This window comes from Fervidibacillus halotolerans (assembly GCF_026547205.1).
Classification (GTDB): domain Bacteria; phylum Bacillota; class Bacilli; order Bacillales; family Caldibacillaceae; genus Fervidibacillus; species Fervidibacillus halotolerans.
Map to the genome: position 1 here is coordinate 107,440 of NZ_CP106877.1, position 22,223 is coordinate 129,662.

22 protein-coding genes and 1 pseudogene are annotated in these 22,223 nt (G+C 33.4%); 20 read left to right on the plus strand and 3 right to left on the minus strand.

Annotated features, from left to right (window positions below):
- Nucleotides 1–4 precede the first annotated feature (4 nt).
- The 3 genes from OE105_RS00450 to OE105_RS00460 all read left to right on the plus strand — a co-directional run bounded on the left by OE105_RS00450 (nucleotide 5) and on the right by OE105_RS00460 (nucleotide 3,284).
- Nucleotides 5–436: a hypothetical protein gene (locus OE105_RS00450; protein WP_275420779.1), complete on the plus strand. Its 432-nt coding sequence runs from the start codon at nucleotides 5–7 to the stop codon at nucleotides 434–436.
- Nucleotides 437–1,164: 728 nt separating this feature from the next.
- The gene (locus OE105_RS00455; RefSeq protein WP_275420780.1) at nucleotides 1,165–1,527 is read left to right on the plus strand and encodes a BlaI/MecI/CopY family transcriptional regulator; all 363 of its coding nucleotides are present in this window, start codon (nucleotides 1,165–1,167) and stop codon (nucleotides 1,525–1,527) included.
- 2 nt (nucleotides 1,528–1,529) lie between these two features.
- The gene (locus OE105_RS00460; protein WP_275420781.1) at nucleotides 1,530–3,284 is read left to right on the plus strand and encodes a M56 family metallopeptidase; all 1,755 of its coding nucleotides are present in this window, start codon (nucleotides 1,530–1,532) and stop codon (nucleotides 3,282–3,284) included.
- Nucleotides 3,285–3,429: 145 nt separating this feature from the next.
- Here OE105_RS00460 and OE105_RS00465 read toward each other — a convergent pair whose 3' ends face one another.
- Complete coding sequence (locus tag OE105_RS00465; protein WP_275420782.1) at nucleotides 3,430–3,879, minus strand: hypothetical protein; 450 nt, start codon at nucleotides 3,877–3,879, stop codon at nucleotides 3,430–3,432.
- Nucleotides 3,880–4,495: 616 nt separating this feature from the next.
- Between OE105_RS00465 and OE105_RS00470 the strand changes: the two genes are divergently transcribed.
- The 14 genes and pseudogenes from OE105_RS00470 (at nucleotide 4,496) to OE105_RS00530 (ending at nucleotide 17,827) form a co-directional block, all read left to right on the plus strand.
- Nucleotides 4,496–5,470, plus strand: coding sequence for a polysaccharide deacetylase family protein (locus OE105_RS00470; protein ID WP_275420783.1), 975 nt, complete (start codon nucleotides 4,496–4,498; stop codon nucleotides 5,468–5,470).
- A gap of 810 nt (nucleotides 5,471–6,280) precedes the next feature.
- Complete coding sequence (locus tag OE105_RS00475) at nucleotides 6,281–7,141, plus strand: ATP-binding cassette domain-containing protein (protein ID WP_275420784.1); 861 nt, start codon at nucleotides 6,281–6,283, stop codon at nucleotides 7,139–7,141.
- Nucleotides 7,138–7,956, plus strand: coding sequence for an ABC transporter permease (locus OE105_RS00480; protein ID WP_275420785.1), 819 nt, complete (start codon nucleotides 7,138–7,140; stop codon nucleotides 7,954–7,956). The genes OE105_RS00475 and OE105_RS00480 overlap by 4 nt, the downstream gene beginning before the upstream one ends.
- A 45-nt stretch (nucleotides 7,957–8,001) precedes the next feature.
- The gene (locus OE105_RS13985) at nucleotides 8,002–8,103 is read left to right on the plus strand and encodes a listeriolysin S family TOMM bacteriocin (RefSeq protein ID WP_476729662.1); all 102 of its coding nucleotides are present in this window, start codon (nucleotides 8,002–8,004) and stop codon (nucleotides 8,101–8,103) included.
- Nucleotides 8,104–8,193: 90 nt separating this feature from the next.
- The gene (locus OE105_RS00485) at nucleotides 8,194–8,484 is read left to right on the plus strand and encodes an LlsX family protein (RefSeq protein ID WP_275420786.1); all 291 of its coding nucleotides are present in this window, start codon (nucleotides 8,194–8,196) and stop codon (nucleotides 8,482–8,484) included.
- A 7-nt stretch (nucleotides 8,485–8,491) separates the two neighbouring features.
- Nucleotides 8,492–9,355 (plus strand): SagB family peptide dehydrogenase, encoded by an 864-nt coding sequence (locus tag OE105_RS00490; protein WP_275420787.1) that lies wholly within the window; start codon nucleotides 8,492–8,494, stop codon nucleotides 9,353–9,355.
- A gap of 3 nt (nucleotides 9,356–9,358) precedes the next feature.
- Nucleotides 9,359–10,273 carry a hypothetical protein gene (locus tag OE105_RS00495; RefSeq protein ID WP_275420788.1) on the plus strand — a complete coding sequence of 305 codons (915 nt, stop codon included), beginning with the start codon at nucleotides 9,359–9,361 and terminating at the stop codon, nucleotides 10,271–10,273.
- Complete coding sequence (locus OE105_RS00500) at nucleotides 10,270–11,562, plus strand: YcaO-like family protein (RefSeq protein ID WP_275420789.1); 1,293 nt, start codon at nucleotides 10,270–10,272, stop codon at nucleotides 11,560–11,562. Before OE105_RS00495 ends, OE105_RS00500 begins: the two co-directional genes overlap by 4 nt.
- Before the next feature lie 46 nt (nucleotides 11,563–11,608).
- Nucleotides 11,609–12,118: a CPBP family intramembrane glutamic endopeptidase gene (locus OE105_RS00505; protein WP_275422057.1), complete on the plus strand. Its 510-nt coding sequence runs from the start codon at nucleotides 11,609–11,611 to the stop codon at nucleotides 12,116–12,118.
- 312 nt (nucleotides 12,119–12,430) lie between these two features.
- The gene (locus tag OE105_RS00510) at nucleotides 12,431–13,039 is read left to right on the plus strand and encodes a hypothetical protein (protein ID WP_275420790.1); all 609 of its coding nucleotides are present in this window, start codon (nucleotides 12,431–12,433) and stop codon (nucleotides 13,037–13,039) included.
- A 1,007-nt stretch (nucleotides 13,040–14,046) separates the two neighbouring features.
- Entirely contained in the window at nucleotides 14,047–14,205 is a 159-nt protein-coding gene (locus tag OE105_RS00515; RefSeq protein ID WP_275420791.1) for an anti-repressor SinI family protein, read from the plus strand.
- 348 nt (nucleotides 14,206–14,553) lie between these two features.
- Entirely contained in the window at nucleotides 14,554–16,491 is a 1,938-nt protein-coding gene (locus OE105_RS00520) for a sensor histidine kinase (protein WP_275420792.1), read from the plus strand.
- Nucleotides 16,488–17,145: pseudogene (locus OE105_RS00525) on the plus strand (response regulator transcription factor). The gene OE105_RS00520 and the pseudogene OE105_RS00525 overlap by 4 nt, the downstream one beginning before the upstream one ends.
- 343 nt (nucleotides 17,146–17,488) lie before the next feature.
- On the plus strand, nucleotides 17,489–17,827 hold the full coding sequence (locus OE105_RS00530) for a nucleotide pyrophosphohydrolase (protein WP_275420793.1): 339 nt from the start codon (nucleotides 17,489–17,491) through the stop codon (nucleotides 17,825–17,827).
- A gap of 264 nt (nucleotides 17,828–18,091) precedes the next feature.
- Here the strand turns inward: OE105_RS00530 and OE105_RS00535 are convergent, their stop codons facing one another.
- Nucleotides 18,092–18,775: a hypothetical protein gene (locus OE105_RS00535; RefSeq protein WP_275420794.1), complete on the minus strand. Its 684-nt coding sequence runs from the start codon at nucleotides 18,773–18,775 to the stop codon at nucleotides 18,092–18,094.
- Nucleotides 18,776–19,104: 329 nt separating this feature from the next.
- On the minus strand, nucleotides 19,105–19,269 hold the full coding sequence (locus OE105_RS00540) for a hypothetical protein (protein ID WP_275420795.1): 165 nt from the start codon (nucleotides 19,267–19,269) through the stop codon (nucleotides 19,105–19,107).
- Between the two features lie 338 nt (nucleotides 19,270–19,607).
- Between OE105_RS00540 and OE105_RS00545 the strand changes: the two genes are divergently transcribed.
- The 3 genes from OE105_RS00545 to OE105_RS00555 are packed head-to-tail and all read left to right on the plus strand — an operon-like array spanning nucleotide 19,608 to nucleotide 22,182.
- Nucleotides 19,608–20,609 (plus strand): ABC transporter ATP-binding protein, encoded by a 1,002-nt coding sequence (locus OE105_RS00545; protein ID WP_275420796.1) that lies wholly within the window; start codon nucleotides 19,608–19,610, stop codon nucleotides 20,607–20,609.
- Entirely contained in the window at nucleotides 20,593–21,396 is an 804-nt protein-coding gene (locus tag OE105_RS00550) for an ABC transporter permease (protein ID WP_275420797.1), read from the plus strand. The genes OE105_RS00545 and OE105_RS00550 overlap by 17 nt, the downstream gene beginning before the upstream one ends.
- Before the next feature lie 3 nt (nucleotides 21,397–21,399).
- Complete coding sequence (locus OE105_RS00555; protein ID WP_275420798.1) at nucleotides 21,400–22,182, plus strand: ABC transporter permease; 783 nt, start codon at nucleotides 21,400–21,402, stop codon at nucleotides 22,180–22,182.
- The last annotated feature ends 41 nt before the right edge of the window (nucleotides 22,183–22,223 follow it).

A 22,223-nucleotide genomic window follows, 5' to 3' on the forward strand; every position in this document is an offset into this window, starting at 1 on the left:
CAACATGCATTATTTTTTTAAACTGAACGTTGTGAGTGTATTCATCGCTTTTCTATATTTTTTAAATGCAGAACTATTGATTAATTCGTATCGAATTTGGATACTGGAAAACTATGATGACATATTTGACGATTATATCTATCCGACAAAGTATCTTATATTACTTCTTTCTTTAGTGAGTTTATTTTTCATCATAAAAAAATGGCTTCATGGAAGAATGGGAAATTTTTGGATTATGCTGTTGTGGGTTCCTTATGCGATCATGTTGATGCGATTATTTATCATATTCTTTCCGTTAGGTGATGGGGAAGATCCGGGTCCTGGATTTGGTTTTTACATGCTTTTTGAATTTCTCATGTATCAAATGTTTCTATTCTTTACGATTATGCTTTCCAATGCATTTTCAAAAAATACATTCGATAAGGTAAGCGGATGAAAGCCTTAACTGCTTTCTTTTCTTTTTTGTGCACCCGGAATATGATTAATCTATAGGGTGAAAGTCCCAATTCAAAGGAAGAAGTATTGATTATTTTAGCGAAAAAAATGTCCATATCAAAAAAATCTTTACAATATCAACCCCTTGGAGGCTTCCTATTTAAGTAGCAGAGGGCTTTAAAGTTTGCAGAAACGTTATGAATTCTTGAGATAATTTTTGTTGATTAAAAACCGCATACGGAACCAAAATTACAGTGGAGAAAGAAGAGGCTTCCTACTTGATTAAACATATCGGATCATTCATTCACGAGGCTTCTATTTGAAAGTTTCAGAAACGTTTGCGATGAAAGGGTCGGTCCCTGTACAATTCTTAATTCATTTTAAATGTTCTTTGGATATCAAATTTCAATTCTTTGGAATCCGATCAAAATGGACATGGTCCGGGGAAATATTCACATATCTTTCTACCTTTATTAAGAGTTTTTAGCCATCTATTTTCCCCTCCATGAAAAATGTTTTTTCTCAGGCGGCACAAAAAACACAATAGCTAGTTGTGCTGCCTGATTTTTTTTGCACTGTACAGTGTGTAGTCTAGAAATAAGTTCGATAGACACACCTAAAGTGTAATATAATAAAATGAATTTCCAGATAAAGGATTGACATTCAGGTCTACAAGTTATAGACTAAAGATGTAAGGTCTATAACTTGTAGACTAAAGGGGGTGTGATCGTGAAAGAATTGAAACTGACGGATAGTGAAAGAAAGTTTGCTGAATTGATTTGGGAACATGAACCTATTAGTTCTGGTGAACTTGTGAAACTATGTGAAAAGGAAATGAATTGGAAAAAATCTACTACGTATACAATGTTGAAAAAATTATGTGAAAAGGGGATTTTTAAAAATGAAGAGGCGATCGTTTCTTCTTTAATGACAAGGGACGAATATTATGCGAACGAAAGCATCCGTTTTGTTGAAGATACTTTTGGTGGGTCATTACCGAAGTTTTTGACAGCCTTTGTTAGCGGGAGAAAAATTAGTAAAAAACAGGCTGAGGAGTTGAAAAGATTAATTGATGAGCATAAGGAGGTGTAGAAGTGACAGAACGATTCCTTACCGTAGTGAATATGAGTCTTACAGCAAGCTATGTCATCCTTTTTGTAATACTTGTTAGAATGTTGCTGAAAAAATCTCCAAAATTCATTTCCTACGCATTGTGGAGTGTCGTTGCTTTTCGTCTAATCTTTCCATTCTCATTTGAAAGCGTTTTTAGTCTTATGCCTCGGAATACAAATGTTTCTCCAATTTCCAACGATATGATCGATCAACAAAATCCACTGATCGATAGTGGAATAGAAGCTGTGGATTCATTTGTGAACCATTCCTTTTCTTCCCCAACGAATGAGGTCAGTGTAAATCCACTACAGAACTATATAGAAGTAGGGTCGTATATTTGGATTGCTGGTGTTATTGCGTTACTTATTTATAGCATCATCTCCATTTTCGCTTTAAAAAGACAACTAAAAGATGCAAAACTCATTGAAAAGAATATTTATCAAGCGAACAATTTGAAAACACCATTTGTGTTTGGATTTTTTAGACCTAGAATCTATTTGCCGATTGGATTAAATAAAGAGGAACAAAACTATATTCTACTTCACGAACAGATCCATATTCGACGAAAAGACCATTTAATTAAACCATTTGCTTTTTTCATTGTATCGGTCCATTGGTTTAATCCATTAGTCTGGATTGCTTTTCGCTTAATGAACACCGATATGGAGTTATCCTGTGATGAAAAAGTATTGAAAGTTATGGATGGAAATATTAAAAAACCTTATGCTACCTCGCTTTTATCTCTTGCCACGAAAAAACATATTTTAAATGGAAGTCCTTTATCTTTTGGTGAAGGAGATGTGAAAAGGAGGATTACGAACGTGTTAAATTATAAAAAACCGAGTTTTCGAATCATCTTATTTTCGATTATCATTGTAGGAATTGTTGGGATTGGTTTACTTGCAAATCCGAAAACTTCAGCTTCTCTTAGCGACTCTTCCTATCATGTTAAAGAAATTTTATATCAATCTCCTTCGTCTTCTTTGAACGATTCTTTAGATACATTACCCCAATATAGTATTAAAGACCAAACGCTTTATAGTAAGCAGATTACTGATGAAAATTGGAGTAAGGTCGGTGAATTATACGAATATAAACTGAGCAAACAAAAATTGTCTACATTATTTAATTCTTCTTCAAAGAATGTTCAAGAACTAATCAATCGAACAAAATTAGTATTTCGGACAGATATCGACGAAGAACATGGGACATTTGATTTGTTACTGGAACTAAAGAATGGGGAAGTACTTTTAGCATCAGGATATGATAACGAGGAAGCCAGCATTATTCACTGGTTAGTTGAATTGGAGAAATTAGATAGTATTCATAATGAATCGAACCATAAGGATGAGGAAGACATTCAAGCATTAGTAGAAGATTTTGGAAAAACTCTTCAGAAAGTTTCCCTCTCCGCTCCAGATCATATCGTTGCGAAAAGCATTGAGGAAAATTATAGCGAATATATTACATCTGAACTACTAGAAAAATGGAAAAATGACCCGCAAAGTGCAGCTGGACGTATGGTATCTAGCCCATGGCCTGATCGTATCGATATAATAAAAATCGAAAATACTGATGAAACGCATTATACAGTTTATGGAGAGATTATTGAAGTAACTAGTTTAGAGAAGAAAAATGGTGGAGTAGCAGCTAAACGTCCGATTACTCTTGTGGTAGGGAAGGAAAATGAGCATTGGCTCATCAACGATGTAGCCGTTGGCAAATACATTCAGTAATACGATATTCAAATAAAGAAATAGATTTCAGTTTTCTTGTCGAACGATTGGAATAGAGCTTAAGCATGCCAGATTTATTTTTTCCTCGTTTTAAAAAGGAGTAATCGGATGTCTGCTCGCTTACTCCTTTTCTGTTTTAAAATTCTTATTCATTATTCAACTGTTCATCGTTGAAAGGTTCCCATTTTCCATCAATATACACCTCTAAAATTTCCCCACCATCAGCAAAAAATTTAATGTTTTCTTGATTGGTGAGCCGATAATCGATGACTTGTACCCTTATTTTAACCTTTTCAATCTCCGGATGATCAGATAAATAAAATAATTTCGAATTTAATTCATCAGCACCGTTTCGAACGAATTCTCCAATTAATGGGTATCGAATGGACTTTTCTAACAGATAAGCTAATTCCCGTTGTTCTTCTACTAATGAGTCAAAGTTTTCACTCGATATAATTTTTACTTGTTCAGAAACATTTTTATGACGATTATATAAAAATTTGTTCCAGTGGCTCATCGTTGGCTCATACAATATGAAACCAATCATTAAACCGACGATAAAAGTAAAGATGACATTAGCGATTTGTTTTTTCATATTTATGAGTCCACCTTTCTATAAATTTCCATTCTAATCGATTTAATATGTAAAGGATAATCGTTAGAAATGGGAAATGCATAGCTTTACGAACATAAATGCAATCACCACTTTTCTTAGAACTATATCAAATAGGTCTGCTTAAATATGCCAAATATTGAAAAAATTGTATATTATAATTATAACATAAAATATTTTATCTATATTTGGTTTTGTCTTATATAATGAGGATTACTACTCAAAGGTTTATTGAAAATGGATACGAGTTCTTAGTGGGATTTCGATTTAAATCTACAGTTTCTTTTAGTTAGGAGAAATAACTTTTTCCAGTCAAAGTGTCGATCGGTAGTATGATAGTTTTCTTTTGTAATTTAGAATTGTCCAATTATTATTTTTGGAATATTATAATAAATAAAAGGGATAGAAAAATAACAAAACGAACCCATTTGCATTAAATAACTTCGGTTCCTATTCTTTCATTTTCACCATATCGAATATGATGAAGGAAGAAAAGAACATTTTTATTGTTTCTTTTTTCTGAGAAAGTTGGGGCTGCTCTGTTTTTTAAACATTACTTCCTAACTTTTAGTTATTCATTTATTAGGAGGCAATATTTATGAAAAAGTTATTTATGCTGTTTGGAGGTATTGTAGTCCTTTTGTTATTTTTTTATAATTATCAATTTTATAAAAATGAAACAAGTGAGACAATTAGTAGAGCAGATTTCAAAAATCACGTAGGGAAGTTGGCGGAAGCAAATCCTAAAAATCATATCGAAACAGTTCAGGAACATACTGTCAATAAACACATCAGGATAAAAGATGAACCGAACGATCAAACAATCGTTCCTGTTTTAATGTACCACCATTTTGTAGAAGAAGGAGAAAAAGTGGGGTATACAACGATTTCTAATGTAGCATTTGAAGAACAAATAAAATATTTAAAATCGAAGGGATATAATACGGTAACTGATCAAGACATTGTTGATTATTATTATAATGGAAAAAAATTACCCGAAAACCCTATACAAATAACTATGGACGATGGATATGAGAGTAACTATAAACTTGCATATCCTATTTTAAAAAAGTATGGAATGAAGGCTACGATATTTGTTATTGTTTCAAGAATTGGGGAAGAGTATCTCCCTCCACGTTTAACATGGGATCAGATTAAAGAAATGTCAGATTCAGGTGTTATGAGTATTCAAAGTCATACATATGACATGCATCATAAAGTAATGAAAAATGATTCAGTAGAGGTTTCAGCAATGATATCTGATAACAATGAAGAATTTTTAAAAAGCGTTAAAGACGATCTAATTCGAAGTAAAGAAATTTTAGAAGAAAAATTAGGCAAAGAGGTCATTTCCTTATCTTATCCTTATGGTCATTATAATGAGGAAATTTTAAGTGTTGTAAAAGAAGTAGGGTTTAAATTGGCTTATACGGTGCAGTCTGGTTTAAATAATGTAAATACCAATGAATTAGAACTATTTAGAATAAATGTCAGCTCAATGTATAATGGAAAAGCAATTGAAGAAGAAATAAAGAAGCAAAAGGAGCTTTTGAATTCGCAAAATAATAACTAATAAATCTTAGGAATTAATATTATTAATATTTTTGTCGCAAGAGGAAAAAAATGAGAGTATAAAATATTTTGTGTAAATAGAAATGCATTAAATAATGTTCATAGAAAAAGGAAGCCCCTTTCTGTAGAATAAAGTTGGCCACCCAACTCACAGAAAAGAGGTCTTCCCTATGAATCTTCTTACTATAGAATGAATCGAAGCACTAGCACGAAATCAAAATATAGAGAAGTTTTTCCCAATCATTTCGAAACGACGATTTGTTGCATCGAGTACAAAACAAATATGGTGTTTTTTGTAAAAAACGATTGTTGGTTTAGCGATCATACCCTTGATTGACGGTCTTAAAATCTTCGAAAATGGCTGCTCAAGTCTATAAATATACTTTACTGGCAATATTTTTTAAAAGGATGATTTCGAATGGTTAATTTTTCCAAAACACTCTTCCATTTACCTATATTCAAACCCTCCTAAATAAGTAGAAGTACCTATTCCATTTCCCCTGATTTATTTATATAATAATAATAACATTTTTAAAATTAAGTTTTGTTTTAAAAATTCATCGATTATCCTCTGAGAACTTATTCAAGGTATTTATTCCTTGCATCCTTGTAAAACGCTTCTCTACATTCGTTCCTCAGTCAGTCATATTTTCCTTGATTTACAGTCTGTTATTAGCTCACCATTCTCCTTTGAGTTTTTCTAATCAATCAACTTTGTTGAAATGCGTTCAGTTTCTATTCGTCTCCAATACGTTTATCGTTCGTGTAAACAATAACATCCATTCCATTACAAAAAAGAAGGGAAAAGCCTATGGATATTTTTTCGTTGGAAAATGTTCGGGTTCGAATAAAAGATAAAATGATACTCGATCTCAAAAATCGGTCAATCCATATTTCCAAAGGTGATGTCATCGGTATCATTGGTGAAAATGGAGCTGGGAAAACGACGTTTATTCGGGTACTTCTTGATTTAATCAAATTTGAAGGGAAGGTTGAGCGAAATATTTCCTTCCAATCCATCGGTGTCCAAATGCAAAAAAATGGATTTTCTGGTTTGATCAAAGTTTATGAATTAATTTCCTTTATTTGTAATTCTTCAATAAAAGACAAGCAACTTACGGAGAAAATGAGGGATTTTCAGATTGATCACTTGTTAAATAAACGGGTGGAATCTTTATCAGGGGGAGAACTTCAACGGTTGACACTGTTTCTTGTCATGTATCATGATCCGGACGTTTTAATATTTGATGAGATTACAACTGGATTAGATTACCAAACTAGGAAAAGTGTTTTAAATTATTTGAAAAAAATAATAAATAATAAAACGGTATTAATGGTTACCCATTACTATGAAGAAATTGAAAAATTAGCAAACAAACTGCTCATTTTACACCAAGGAAGGTTACTAGATTACGGTTTTATTGATTCTTTATTTGAAAAGTATGAAATATTTTCCACCTTTACTTTAAAAAAAGATGACTTTTCTCTCCTAGAGGAAACAACAGATAAGGGGTATGCATTTGAGGATAAAGTGGTTGTGATTAACAGGAGCAAAAAAGAAGAAGACAAGCGGTTACAAATTATTCAGAAAAGCAATTGTACATATGATTATAAGAAAAAAGATTTTTATTCCTTATATAAAAAAATCATTGAACAGAAGGGTGTCATATGAAATACATACGTTACTGTTTCATTGAACTGAAAATCATCTTATTTCGTACACCGATTGCGATGTTTTTTAGTATCCTGTTTCCACTCTTTATGATGGCGATTATCGTCGGAAGTACAGGGAATATCGAGATTGGCGAGGGATATCATTTTATAGATAAGTATGTATTTATTGCATTAGGTCTCGGTGCAATACCAACGAGTCTCGTTTCTTTACCGATTTCAATCGCCGTTGAAAAGGAAATTGGAGCGTTCGAAAGATATGTTTTATTCGGGATCAACCCAATAGGAATTGTTCTGACAAAAATGGTTGCTCATTTTTTTATTACATTCATTCAGTTTATAATTGTCATCTTTTTTGGATGGATCATTTTCGATTTACAATTATTACCCTTTCATTATTTTCTCCTTTTCCTCATGCATTTTAGTTTATGTATCATTGTCTTATTACTAATTGGAGTTTTATTAGCGAATTTATTTCATCGAGTGCAAGTCGTCCAGATTATAGGAATGTTTTTGATGTTTTTACTGTTAGCTTTAACAGGAGGAATTACAGACTATTCCACATTGCCAGAAACAATCAAAAACGTCATGGCTTATGTCCCCATCACTTATTTAATGAATGATTTTTATAAAATTTGGTTTCTAGAAACGAGTATTTTACCAAACTTTTTATCTTTAGCAATCATTTATATCATCCTATTAACGCTAATCAATCTATTTGTAATCTATAAAAACTATAAATTTTTAATCATAAACAAACAAAAGGAATTTCCGTTTCATCTCGTGCCAAAACATGAGTTTGAACAAAGGAGGTGAATTGTCATGAATGTAAAAAATCTCGTTTTAAAAAATCATAGTTTTATGACCGAAGATCACCGATTGGACTCATTACATTACGCAGCGGGTTCTTGTTCTTGTTCTTGCTCTTGCTCCTGTTGTTGCTCATGTTCTTCATCTTCATAATGGTACTTACAAAAAAATGTGGGACGGTGCATTGGTCACCGTCTCATTTGTTAAAATGGGTTATTCGACATTTTCCGAGGTGATCTTTCCATGAATATAAAGCAAATATCGATTTCCTTTATTTTATCAATTGTTATCACGTTTATTTTTTTTACCCTTCTCATTACTTACGATTATTCGAAAATCGATCTGTCTTCATTAAAAGAATCACAAAGTTTTTCTTTATTCGGAATCGAATATTATCGGATTGAGGTTGTTGAAGGCAAAGATCCAAAAGGCATACCGAATAACTTTAATATGTCGTTGTTTGGAATTGTACTAGGAATTCTCCTATTTTTTGTTCTTGAAATGCTGAATAAAAAACGGGCGACCAAGAGGTGAAAAAATCATGCCAGTTAATAAAGGTTATGTGAATTTGCATAGCCTCATTTACGATGATCGATCGAATATTGCGAATTTATCAAATGAAAAACTTTATTCAAGTGTATTAAACGGGTATGTTCATTCCAATGCCTTTGATTATTTACTAAATGTGAATAGTATTCGTTTATCGGATATACGTTCCCTTGGTTTTTTCAATGAATCTGGGATTGCCAATAAAATGAATGATATTCGGGGTAAGGAGGAATTAATCGATCATAAGCATGTTTTTCATCTGCCTAAACCGAAAAAACTAAAAGCAAATCTCGTTGAAATCCTTGAAAATCGACAGAGTATCCGAAACTATGCAGAACAAAGGATGGAGCAAAAGGAACTATCTACCCTTTTAAAATATGCCATTGGAATAAAAGATTCGAAAAAAGGTAGAGAAAATTCCATTCACCGATATTATAGTTCAGGCGGTGCTCTCTATCCAATTTCGGTATTTGTATATATTCATAATGTCGAATATATGAAAAATGGTGTTTATTTATACCAACCATATTCCCATTCCCTTTTATTAAAAACGACCCATTTTACCGGAAAAGAATTTTTGGCAGATAATGTACTCGATACACAAAATTGTAATATCATTCTATTATTTCATTATGAAATCAATCGAAATTATCTCAAATATGGTGAGTTATCTTTGCTTTTGGCACTAATTGAAGCGGGAATTATGGCCCAAAATATTCATTTATTAGCAAATGCTTTACATTATTCATCCTGTGATGCGGCGGGATTTAATAAACGATATGCCGAAGAACAACTACAATTAGACGGGATCAACTCCCATATCATACATTCTTTAATTATCGGAAAGGAGCGATAGGGGTTGGCAGTTACTTTTGTAAAATCAGGGGATCTACTAGTGAATAGAACGGATCAAGAATTGATTTTAAAAAAGGGAGTCATTCATTCGTCTGAGATTACCATTGATTTAGAAAATAGTGCAGAAACATTTTTAAACATGTTAGAAGAGCTCATTTCAGGGAACGAGATAACTGTTGAACGAAACCATATTTATTATCAAGACTTTATGACTTTGTACAATTATGGATTTATTACCTCTGCGTTAAATAAAACGAAAAATATATTATTTTTGGTGGAAAATCATATATCAACGGAGAAATTAAATAACGCTTTCACAAGTTTTAATGCAGAAAAACGAAATGAGTATATTAGCGATGAGGACATAAAAAGTATTCAATCTAGCACGGACTTTATAAAAGAGACAGAAATTTTAAATAAATATAGAAATGCTTTCAAAGACTATGATTATATTTATTATCTTGCTTCATTAACCTCCCTTTATAAAATACGAGCAATCAATAAACTGATGTTGATGATTCAAAAGCCTTTCTTTTTAGGACTTGCTGATAATGAGAATATTTTTATTACAGGAATCGATCCGAAAATAACCGGTTGTTTCGAGTGCTTTGAGAAAAAAATATTGGCTAAATTCGATTTTCGTGAACTACATGTCCCAAATGAACATGGTTCAATCAGTCATTCTGAATTGTTTTTAATGGCTAGTATTTTGCATAAGAATATTGAGCAAACGGAAGTGAACGGAATTTCCATGTTAATGGGAAATGTTCTCTATTTTTATTTTCCAAATTTTGAGTATTCCTTTGATTTTAATAGAAGAACCATCCTCTGCAATACATGTGCTGGATTAAACCAAATCCATTTTGAGGAACAAAATATCAGATCCATCAATATTTTGAAGGAGTTCGAACAAATATGAAAACATTATTGACAAAGGAATATATTGATCTTCGTGTTGAACATTTTAAAGGGAAAGCTTTTGGTCTATGGAGGAAACCGGAATTTTTTCATCGATTAGGTTCTTATCCTTTACCTAAATTTAAATTTATCACCTCCCCCTTTCCTCGTTTTGAAAAAATGGTTTATCAAACGGACCATATTCACTTTACCTTTCATTTAAGCGGGTATGGGATGTTGCAAAACGAAACTCAAATGGCATTCCTCGGTGAATCGGCCGAACGATTTGCTTATGCTTCCCAATATTCAATATTAAAAAACCATATAATTTATGATTCGTATAACAATTTAATGGAAAAGAAAAAAGAAAATGAACTCGTCTGTTCCTTAGAATATATTAATATTCATTATAATCAAAATCACACTCATTATATCGAAGAAAACGACAAAATATCCTGGTTAAAACTCCATTCATTAATAAAAAAGGACGCCTATGTTTATATTCCTTTTCAAATGGTCGTATCCGGTGCGTCTAACATGCTACCTTCCGAAAAACATCCGATTAAGAATGCGGTTTCTACAGGTACAGCATCCCACGAAACTTTTCTCCAAAGTTTAGAAAATGCCATTATTGAATATATGCAATTAGATTCATTTAATATTCATTGGTACGGGGGTGTGAAAGGAAAAGATATTACAGATTTATCTAAAGATTTGATTGAAAATGTTTTTGGTAAGGACAGCGATTTTTTCGAACGATTTACTGTGACATTTACCGATATTTCATTTGATAAACCGATTTTTGTCGTCATGTGTGAAATTTTTTCCGATGAAGATTCTTTGCCTAGATATACGGTTGGCATTCAAGGAGCTTATTCCCTGCATAAAGCGATTTATCGGTCATTAATGGAAACATTGGCGATTTTAGAATACAACTTAAATATATGCTGGACAGAGCCCGAACGATTCAAAAATGTTATCTCATTAACTACTTTCGATAATCTCGATGATAATGTCATTTATTATTCTAGGGTTGGGAAACCGAAGTTGAAATCCATCCCATTCTCTTTTCAACCTGTGAATAAAGTGAATCATCTTCAAGATTTGTTACAATCGCTAATCGATTACAGCACTTATGCAGGCTGGATTGACATTACTCCAGTCGATTTTGTTGGATGTAATCAAGTGGTAACGAGAGTGGTGATTCCTGAGTTTTTACCCCTTTGTATTCCAAGTTTTCCGCAATCAAGGCATCCGAAGTATCTTCAATTATCCGGTGTTATGAATGATGATCCACACCCTCTTCCTTAAAATGATAAGTCTACTTAATTTTTTCCCTGGAATTATGTACTTGATTGTGGAAAAACTGTTAAAAAGGAAATTTGGAACGACAGATAAATATGTTTTGTCTTTATTAATTGTCTGTCTGATTAGTTCCATCGCATATATGGACGTCTATTTTTTCATCATAGTAGGGATCTCTCTATTGGCAGTTGTTCAAGTTTTCATTGAAACGAAATCATTAACATTCGTACACACGGAAATATTGAAGAAAAAGTTTTTAATTTCTTCATTAATTGTTATTCCAATATTAGAGGAATTTATTTTTCGATATATGATCTTTCATCTTCTTGTAGACCAAGGAGTACCGAATTATTTTTACATTTTACTTTCTTCGCTCACTTTTACATTTCTTCATTATTATAAATTAAAGGAAAAAAGTTTTTATAAATTCATTTTAGGCTTGATTTTATCCCTTGTTTTCCTTTGGACGGAAAATCTTTTTATTACAATCTATATCCATGTTTTATTTAATGTTCTAGTTTATTTAATTAAATATACAGAGTTTTATCGTGGGTTTGAATAGACAAGAAAATTAAAATTCAATTCAATGATTCTCATTTTTTGTCTCATCCATGTTTTTTGTATTTTTTGGAAATGAAAAAAGATACCAATACACTGAATTCCTTATTAACTAAGGAATGTCCGAAAAAGTTCAATCCTTTTCGTCCGTAAATGAATGATGGATCGTTCCGGTGATGGCTCATGCCAAAAGTCGTTTTAAGGGGATGAGCAAGAGAAGAATAAATCGTGTATAAAACACATATCTAATTTGATATAAATGTCATGAATGTAGTGTTATGTATCAAAACAATTTAAAAACAGATGAGGTGATAAAATGAAGAAATCTTATATATTGATTATCCTTGCATTGAGTATGACTTTCTTAAGTGGATGTGCTCTCTCAAAGGATAAAAAGCCCGCTCAAAATGAAGCCGTAGAAAAAAATGAAATAGAGGAAAACAATCAAACGGTAGAAGAAAACATGGAAGAAAATGAGTCAACTACGAAAGAAGCAGAATCAGCTGTAAAAATTCCCGTCACTTTAGAAAAAGCCACTTTTGAGGTACCGGAATATTTTTTGGAATTAACAAGTGATCAGGATTATGGACTGCCTTATGTTCGGTATATAATTGATGTAGGAGCTAGTTTTAATCTCGTTGTAGAAGACTTATCCAAATATCCAGGTATAACATTAGAACAATATATTGAGATTGCTCTCGCCAGTGCAAAATATGACTATAAAACGAATATATACAAGGAAATTAACGGATACAGAGTAAATGAACTAATAACATCCCCTGGGGATAACGGGACCATACTTCACCAAACGACCTTCCTTCATGATAACAAAGCATATATCTTCACCTATGGAAGCCTAGAAGAAAACTATGACGAATATCTTCCGGTTATTGAAGAAATCCTTCAAACCGTTTCATTTAACTGATTTCCATAAAAAAGACTCTTCTACTGAGGAGTTTTTTTCGTTATAATCTCATTCACTTTTCAAATAAAAAGCATTCTCTTCAAAAAAATAGATCGTTCCTTTTCCTTCTTTAGGAATATAGTCGAAAAAACTTTGTTTCTTACATAGTCAATAATCTGACAAAGGGGTAAGAAAGTTGGATAAACCCTTTTATATCAGTATTTTATCCGTCGTAAAGCGGGTGAAAATTAACGCGTTTTCAATAAGTTGATTCCAACGTATTTTTCTTAATCCTAGTTAGATTCTGTCTTAATTGAATCAATTCCGTTACGATGAGGTCTAAATTAAAAACTTGATACAAATCGCATTCTGGCCAAATGGTATGAACTCTCTCCTAATTTGAATATGAAATTAGAAACAGAAACGAATGAATTTATGACATATATTATATGATTATGACTCCAGTCACTAGGCATATCAGTTTGTTTTGATACTGATCGGATTCAATATTCATGCGGGCATCTTTTATCAAACATTAAGTGGGAGATGATCAACATTTTTTTATTACATCCTCCTTTCCTCTTCAAAAACCTTTCGTTGACGAATATATCACCTTAGGACAATATGGATTTCAGTTATTCAAACTTTGACATTGTCCGTTTATGAAAGATGATACCGTCAATCGATTCTTTAATTTTCTTATTTTTTTCATTCATACCATATTAAAAAGTTTAAAAAAAAATGAATAAAGTCATGACTACAGCCACTATTCAATTTCAACCCGTATCCTATACTGTAGGTAACTACTTAAAAATGAATGGAGGTTTTTAATGACGAGTCGGTAAAAATAACGACCCAGATCAGTTCGGTGACAAGACAAATAAAATCGCTACTTCTAGGAGGATTTTTGGGTTAGCTGGTTTTGAAATAGTAATGATGTATGTAAGAAAGAGGAGTACAGGTTTTGTTTAGCTACACCCATAGAATGACTGAATCCATACTTAGTATTAAATATGAGGTGGTATATTGTGAAAAAAAGTCAGATGTCCCAAGTGGTCGATGTAAAAAAAACAGAGGTGGTTAAAAAATATTTAGATCCAGAATGGGTGGAACTCATTAAAGAAGCGAAACGGTATGGAATCCCGATAAATGAAATTAGAAACTTTTTAAGAAAAGGGTCGTTATAAGTACGCTCTTTTTTTTTGGAATTTTTTCGTCAATAAATCATTCATAGGGATGTGAATAGGGTAGGAAAATCAGTTTTTGACAATATTGTTAAAAATTAGGATGTGATAGTTGAACAAAAAAAGTAATTAATGAAGGGAAGATTCGTGGAATTTCTTTAGTTATCGTGGAAGTAACCCGTAAAATTATATGACCGGGGTAACTAGTGATTTAATTGTTTTTTCTGATAATATAAATGATAGTAGTCTATTTTTTTGAATGGAATGGTCACAATCATTTTACTTTGTTTTCATTAGTTGCAATGTATTTTTGTGATGTTTAAATGATCATATTTTATAAGGTGAATATAAATGAAAATATTTCATAACAACGGACTGAAGTGGCTAGGATTATTGCTGTTCATCTCTATTCCTCTCATCTCGTTATTTTTAGTGGAACGACAGGTAAATCCTTTAGAAAATGCATTTAAAAGTACTTCTGGTGATTTTCAATATATGGATAACGACGGTGTGTGGCGTGATTACGATCCGGTTTTGTTTGAAGGAGTAAAAGTTACCGGCACATACTGGTTCAAAACGGTTTTGCCTGAAAATCGCTGGCGTGACCCGTATATGTATTTGCGATTTGTCCCAAACGCTGAAATTTATTTAGATAATGAACTGATCTATACTTTTTCACCACCCTTTGAATATTGGGAGCATCCGCACTTAATCAAACTTCCAGATGATTTTTCTAGTCAGACTTTAATGATTCGGATTGATTTCGATCGCCAATGGATGTATCCGGGTTTGATTATCATTGATTCGCCACTTAATATCATCATCCACCAACTGTTACAATCGGATGATCGTCTTTTGTTAGGATTTGTCAGTTTGCTTGTTGGCATAGGCGGATTCATTTTATATATTGGTAGGAGACAACCTAGTTATCTATATTTTTCCCTATTTGCCCTATATATTGTGCAGCTATGTTTGAGTCGGTCTTGGAATTTGTTAGGGCTCCTTACATCATCACCGGCATTTCCCTATTTTCAAGATGTGATTTTACCCATTGGAGGCTATTTCTTTTGGCGCTTTTATGAACACTTATTTGGAAAAAACGCTTCCCGTATTGGTTACTGGGTAGCCCATGTCACACTCGTTATATTTGTTCTTTGGCTTGTAATGTCTTTGTTTTTCCCTTCTTTTTATTCCTATGAGATGTCCGTATTGCTACAAAATATCATTATACCAGCATTGATCATAATTATTTTAATATCTGCCCTTCAAGCTTATCGAAATCGCCGGGATACGGAGACCTTTTGGTTGATGGCCGGAGTTGTAACCTTTGGCTTGGCCGTCTTGATGTATTTTCTGTTACCTTACATTGCATGGGTGACAGATAGCATAGTGCCTCAATGGTTTCGATTTTCGATCATATACAACATATTGTTTGAAGGTGATCGCTTTTTACACGGTCTTTTCATTTTACTATTTTCCATGGGGATGGTGTTGAATGCAAATATTCGTAGCGTGTATCAAAAGCTACAAAAAACAGCTAAAGAATTAACCCAATTGAGCAATTCCTTGGAACGGTTGGTTCAAGAACGTACGAAAGAGTTGGAACAGACGAATCGAAACCTACGTTCTTCCATGCAAAAAACGGCGGAAGCTTTAGCAGAGATTGCTGTTTTGGAGGATCGGAATCGGATTGCCCAAGATATGCACGATCGGACAGGTCATGCTTTAACGGCAGCTTTGATCCAGATCGAAGCGGCTAAGCGGTTGATGAAGAAGGATGTCGGTTTAGCCCTTGAGAAATTGGAAGCGACTCGTGAATCAGTAGCCAGTGGTTTAGATAGTATTCGTGAAACGGTACGGATGATGAAGCATGATTATGAGGAGCGATCCCTCGTTTTATCGATTCAAAAGTTAATTCAAGAAACGGAAACTGCAGTTGGTGTTCAAATCATATATGACCCGCAACCTTTACCCGAATTGGATCCGATTACGAAAAAAACATTATACCTCGCTCTGCAAGAAGGACTTACGAATGGAATCCGGCATGGGAATGCAACACAGTTTGATTTTTCGCTAAAGGTTGAAGGGGACATAATCAACTTTCAATTGGCCAATAATGGAGAAGTTTATAATGGTCAAGAATTTGGATTTGGTCTAAATTCGATGCGAGAGCGAATTGAACGATTGAACGGAACGATGCATCTAGAAGCGACCGATTTACACCCTTGTGTTCTTCGCATCACGTTGCCTATTGAGTCGAACGATGATGAAAAGGAGGGAACACAATGATCCGTATTCTTATCGCGGATGATCAGGCGTTAATTCGGGATGGTCTACAAACGATTATTGAAATGGAAGATGATATGGAAGTGGTGGGAGTCGCAGAAAATGGCCATCAAGCCTGTGAACTTACGGAAAAATTAAAGCCTGATTTGGTTTTAATGGATATTAAAATGCCGGGAATGGATGGAATTGAAAGTACGCGGTGGATTAAAGAACATGTACCGGACACTGTCGTCCTAATCTTAACGACATTTTCAGAGGAAAAGTACATTATTGATGGGCTGATTGGCGGAGCGGCTGGGTATTTAGTTAAAGATTTATCGGCTGATAAAATTATCAGTTCTATTCGCGATGCTGTACAGGGACAATTTATGCTGCCAGCTACGATTGCAGCGAAACTGTCAGCCCGACTTTCCTATTTATCTGGAAAAAATAATTTCTTTTTCCCGCTCCGTAAAATGAATCTCCCCAGGCTTAAATCGATCGGTATTGATTACAGATTCTTTATTGATGGTTGAGGGGAAAAATAATCATGAAATTGCCAGAACCTTGTTCATGAGTGTTGGAACGGTGAAAAACTATATTAGTATTATTTATCAGAAAATTGGTACAAACGATCGTGCGAAAGCAATCTTGCTTTTGAAAAAGATGATTGTATAATTCCCTTTTCACTTTTCCCACTATATGGATTTGTTCGACCGATTTATTACTGTTAAATGGACATGCAATAATGAGAACTGGAGAACCATTGATAGCCCCTTCTATGAGAAAGAAACACACACAATGGAAGGGATGATCGATGGTTTTCTTTATGTAATCAAAAATTTTTCCGTTTGCAAGGACTTATATTAAAGGTGGAGATAAATGGTACTTGTTATCCAATTTTAGTCGGAAAAATTAGTTCATTTGTTCTGATGATTAGAAAAACTACTATTTGCCTATCCAGTTATTGATTATAAAATCATCGATAGAATAAGAATTTAAAACAAGAAGGGGATAATCAATGCATGATAATAATATAAAAGTACAAGAAATAAAGGATCGTGTAAAAACATTTGTTGAACAAAGAAATTGGCAGGAAGCACATAACCCGAAAAATCTAGCGATGAGTATTGCCATCGAAAGTGCTGAACTAATGGAAATCTTTCAATGGCTTTCCATTCAAGAATCATGGGAAGTGAAAAATAGTGAACAATTTACCCATTTGAAAGAAGAGTTAGCCGATGTACTCATTTATTGCCTATCACTTTCGAATCGGCTTGATATTGATGTTACAACGATTATTGAGGAGAAATTGAAAAAGAATGAAAAGAAGTATCCTGTAAACGAAAAAAATGATTAGGACTGTTTTTGCAGAGATGTCGATTTTGTAAGGAATATGATGGAGGAACTGATGAATTGAATGAAATAAAAAGAGGTTGTTCAATAAGTCCATCTGTTGGGAAAAGTGGCGGCGACTCTAACGGGAACAGCACGAGCTGAAGATTCTCGCAGACGAGCTTGCGAGTCGAAAAGACTTGGACGTGTCTCCGTGAAATGAAATCAACTGCATTTTATGAAAGGATATGTACTTTTTGAACAGCCCTCTTTTTTTATAATCATTCAACTAGTAATACAATTCGTATTTCCCATCTTCATATACTCTATAGCGTCCGAGTGTTCCGGAACCTCCGCTTTCTCTAAATGATTTCGAGATAAGAATTATCATATAGTACGAACCATTTTCGTCCGTCTGTAAGTTTCCACCTAGATCATCAAATAGGATATCCTCATTGTTCGCCACTTTTAATTTCGTCTTTAAATAATCAATTGCTTCAGAACTACTAGTTATATGGATCACTTCTTCTTCGTTGTGATCAGTACTTGAATTTGTTTGTTCACTTGCATTGGTGCCTTGAGTGTTGGCTGTTGTCGAATTGGAATCGGTTGTATTCGTTGAATGATTTGAATTTATTTGTTCACTTGCATTGGTGCTTTGAGTGTTGGCTGTTGTCGAATTGGAATTGGAATCGGTTGTATTCGCTGAATGATCTGAATTTTGTTGTTTCATTGCTTCGTTTGTGTTACTTGTATTTTGACTTTCATTTTCATCATCTGTAGTTTCCGCTTCATCAGTATTTTGCGTTTGAACTTTCTTTTCCGTTTCTTCTTCAGTTGTTTCTTTCTCCGTTGAAGTCACCTCATACTTTGGTTTTTCTTCGTTGGATTTTTCAATCGCTTCATCACTACTACATGCGGTTATCATGGCAAGTATTAACGGGGTTATTCCTAGATGTAAAAATTTTTTCATTTCTTTTCCCGAAACTCCTTCCAATATTTTCCTTTTATAAAAATTATTTCAAAAGATAGTACAAAATTCAATCCAAAACAAATAAAAATTCGCGTTTCTGAAATGAAAAAAAACGATAAGGAGAATCCTCTTACCGTCTTTTTTAATAAAATGCAAGTAATTTTCGTTAGGTTTGTACGCTATGTATTGTTTCAAAGTGTCTATGTGAATGGGAATACTTATACAATTTTAAATGTTTATCTTTGTAATATTTCCAATCGATTTCCAAAAGAATCATCCACATAAAATCGGACGGCTCCTTCTAAAGACTCATCCTCTTCCGCAACAATTTAATCTTTTTCGAATAAGCCAAATTGTCGATACCCTTCCTTTTCAACGGCTTCTTTCACAAGACTCATGTAATCATTTTCATTTAAATGCGTTCTTAATTGATTAATCAAAGGAAAAGCAAGTAGCCGTTCTTTTTCAGAAACAAGTTCTTTATATTTTGTCATCCAGTAAACCTCCCTTTACAAACGTCTGTGGATCCTTGACACCCGATTGGTCCGCTCCTATTGATTCGATTTCTGTACGGGGAACCTGCTTTGCTTTTTTGGACGAAATTGATACACAACCAAACAGAGAAACGAATTTATTTGGTTTCCACACGAATGGTATTGTGAAAAGCTTTGTCAAATAAAAGTTTTAAAAATAAAGAAGAATGGTATAAAAAGGACAGTAATGATTGATTATTGCGAAAAATAAAATGATTGATTAAACTGTACAATGAACGTTTACTTACAAAAGATTCCAATGATGATACATAGTTTTTCGTTAGAAAGTGGTGTTTCCAATGAATCGTATAATATGTGTAAAAAATGTATCGAAAGTGTATCGGATTCCAAAGAGTGAAAAGGGATTTTTTAAGGGAATTAAAAGTCTCGTGAAACCAAATATCGTTGAAAAAGTTGCGTTAAAAGATGTTAGTTTCGAAATTTCGGAAGGAGAGGTTGTCGCTTATATTGGTCCAAACGGTGCCGGAAAGTCGACGACAATAAAACTATTGACAGGATTATTATTGCCGACAAGCGGCCATATTTCTGTAAAAGGTCAAGACCCGTTTCAATATCGAAAACAGCTTGCGCAAATGACAGGCGTTCTGATGGGGCAAAGAAGTAATTTGTGGTGGGATTTACCGTTACAAGATTCATATGATCTGTTACGAGTGATTTATAATTTGGACAAAAAAACATATATAGAGTGGTCTCGATATCTTATTGAAACAATGGGAATAGAAGATTTATTATCCCAGCCTGTCCGAATGCTTTCGTTAGGACAGCGGATGAAGGCGGAAATCGTTTCGATCTTTATTCCTAAACCAGAAATCGTCTATTTAGATGAGCCGACGATTGGATTGGATGTTGTAACAAAACAAAAGGTTATCGAGTTTCTCATGCATATCAATAAACAATTTCATACAACCATTATATTAACGACGCATGACTTACAAGATGTTGAAAAATTATGTAAGCGAATGATTTTAATTGATAAAAGTATTTTAAAATATGATGGGACAGTGTCGAACTTTATAAAAAAATACGGGAATATGAAAAGGGTCATGATAAAAAGTGATTCCGATAACGTTCCCCAATTACCGAACGATTTTACGTTATCGGAACAATTTATTGATGGATGGGAATTTATTTATGACCAAAGTAGATATGACAAACGGGATGTCTTAGCGATGATAGCGAAATTAGAAAATGTGACATCTGTTTCATTCAAGGACCCGGATTTATCCTTAATTATTAAGAATATGTTCAGAGAGGATTTTGAGCATGTTTGGGATCAGTAGAGGATTTGCCTATTTCCTCGCCTCATTTAAAATCTCTTTAAGATATAAAGTGAATGTTTGGTTACAGGTCCTTGGTGCAGTCATCCTTGTTTCCATCCAGTATTTTTTATGGAAAAACATAGGAAACAATAACGAATCGCTATTGAATGGGATAGAAGTAAATTCCATAATGCTTTACGTTATTTTTAGTCGACTTCTCGTATTTATTATTCCCGGGAATGGCACAACGAGCTTTATTTCCCAAAAAATATTAAAAGGGACGATTTCTGTCGATTTATTGAGACCTGTTCATATTCAAGTTTCGGCCCTTTGTTATGAATTTGGAAAGCTATTATTTAACAGCATTTTTATCCTAGTGCCAAGTATTTTACTTAGTATTCTATTTCTTGATATTCCGGTGATAAAAGTCAATATAGATCAATTTTTGTTATTTGGTTTATCATTTACCTTGTCCTATTTGATAGCTTTTCAGATGAGCTTTATGATCGGTGTTTTTTCCATTTGGTTTGGAAATGTTTGGGGGGTAAGGGAATTTTATGAAGCGTTGTTAATGATTTTCGGTGGAAGTTTAATTCCAGTCTCTTTATATCCGACGTTTTTTCAAATGATCGCTATATACAGTCCATTCCAAAGTATTTATTTTACCCCGTTAACATGGATTTCAAATATAGATCATTTCATCGATCATCCGATTTTGGTTCAAGTGTGTTGGCTATTCATTTTCAGTAGTCTGAATCATTTTTTGTTGAGATATGCATTAAGAAGAGCGGTCATTCAAGGGGGATAGTAAATGAAAAGATATATGACACTGTACTATCATTATGTAAAACTCGCATTTAAATCCCTTTTTGTATATCGAATGGATTTTCTAATCGGTTCTTTCGGTTTTATTTTGTCAACCGGGGCTTTATTCTTTTCCTTATTTATTCTATTTAACTATGTAGAGGAAATCGGTGGTTGGACGTATTGGGAAGTTGTGTTTTTGTTTGCTTATACTTCTTTAGCAAGAGCGATTTGGGATACATTTATGTTCAATATGATGTCTTTAAGCACAAAAGTGATTGATGGAAGTTTTGATCTTTATTTGACCCGACCAATTAGTGCATTGTTTCAACTTTTATTTGAAAAAATTGATCCGGACACAATCGGTGAACTATTATTTAGCTTCTTCCTTACGTTCGTTTGTTTATACAAATTTGAAATTTTATTCGACGTAAAAATGAGCCTATTGTTTTGCGGATTTTTATTTTCTAGTGTTTTAGCGTTTTCTGCTATTCATCTAGTTGTCAACGCATTATCTTTTTGGATAATGGAAACACGTACAGTGAATTTTATCATATGGCGATTAGATGAACTCATCCAATACCCGATATCGATTTATCCAAAATGGTTACAAAAAATATTAATCCTCATTCCATTTGCTTTTTGCGGATATTTTCCAGTAAGCCTGTTGATCAATGCCGAACATTCGTTGTATGTGTATATGACTTTGATAGCAGGGCCGGTTGCATTTTGTGTCGCATTACTCGTTTGGAATCAAGGTATGCGGAAATATCAAAGTACAGGATCTTAAACGAAACGGAAAATAGGATATGTTTATGATTCGAAAAAAAG

What these genes read in the sequence shown, in the direction of transcription:
- OE105_RS00450 (WP_275420779.1), top strand. Translation starts at nt 5, where the DNA reads ATGCATTATTTTTTTAAACTGAACGTTGTGAGTGTATTCATCGCTTTT.
- OE105_RS00465 (WP_275420782.1), bottom strand. Translation starts at nt 3,879, where the DNA reads ATGAAAAAACAAATCGCTAATGTCATCTTTACTTTTATCGTCGGTTTA.
- OE105_RS00470 (WP_275420783.1), top strand. Translation starts at nt 4,496, where the DNA reads ATGAAAAAGTTATTTATGCTGTTTGGAGGTATTGTAGTCCTTTTGTTA.
- OE105_RS00475 (WP_275420784.1), top strand. Translation starts at nt 6,281, where the DNA reads ATGGATATTTTTTCGTTGGAAAATGTTCGGGTTCGAATAAAAGATAAA.
- OE105_RS00480 (WP_275420785.1), top strand. Translation starts at nt 7,138, where the DNA reads ATGAAATACATACGTTACTGTTTCATTGAACTGAAAATCATCTTATTT.
- OE105_RS13985 (WP_476729662.1), top strand. Translation starts at nt 8,002, where the DNA reads ATGACCGAAGATCACCGATTGGACTCATTACATTACGCAGCGGGTTCT.
- OE105_RS00485 (WP_275420786.1), top strand. Translation starts at nt 8,194, where the DNA reads ATGAATATAAAGCAAATATCGATTTCCTTTATTTTATCAATTGTTATC.
- OE105_RS00490 (WP_275420787.1), top strand. Translation starts at nt 8,492, where the DNA reads ATGCCAGTTAATAAAGGTTATGTGAATTTGCATAGCCTCATTTACGAT.
- OE105_RS00500 (WP_275420789.1), top strand. Translation starts at nt 10,270, where the DNA reads ATGAAAACATTATTGACAAAGGAATATATTGATCTTCGTGTTGAACAT.
- OE105_RS00510 (WP_275420790.1), top strand. Translation starts at nt 12,431, where the DNA reads ATGAAGAAATCTTATATATTGATTATCCTTGCATTGAGTATGACTTTC.
- OE105_RS00520 (WP_275420792.1), top strand. Translation starts at nt 14,554, where the DNA reads ATGAAAATATTTCATAACAACGGACTGAAGTGGCTAGGATTATTGCTG.
- OE105_RS00530 (WP_275420793.1), top strand. Translation starts at nt 17,489, where the DNA reads ATGCATGATAATAATATAAAAGTACAAGAAATAAAGGATCGTGTAAAA.
- OE105_RS00535 (WP_275420794.1), bottom strand. Translation starts at nt 18,775, where the DNA reads ATGAAAAAATTTTTACATCTAGGAATAACCCCGTTAATACTTGCCATG.
- OE105_RS00540 (WP_275420795.1), bottom strand. Translation starts at nt 19,269, where the DNA reads ATGACAAAATATAAAGAACTTGTTTCTGAAAAAGAACGGCTACTTGCT.
- OE105_RS00545 (WP_275420796.1), top strand. Translation starts at nt 19,608, where the DNA reads ATGAATCGTATAATATGTGTAAAAAATGTATCGAAAGTGTATCGGATT.
- OE105_RS00550 (WP_275420797.1), top strand. Translation starts at nt 20,593, where the DNA reads ATGTTTGGGATCAGTAGAGGATTTGCCTATTTCCTCGCCTCATTTAAA.
- OE105_RS00555 (WP_275420798.1), top strand. Translation starts at nt 21,400, where the DNA reads ATGAAAAGATATATGACACTGTACTATCATTATGTAAAACTCGCATTT.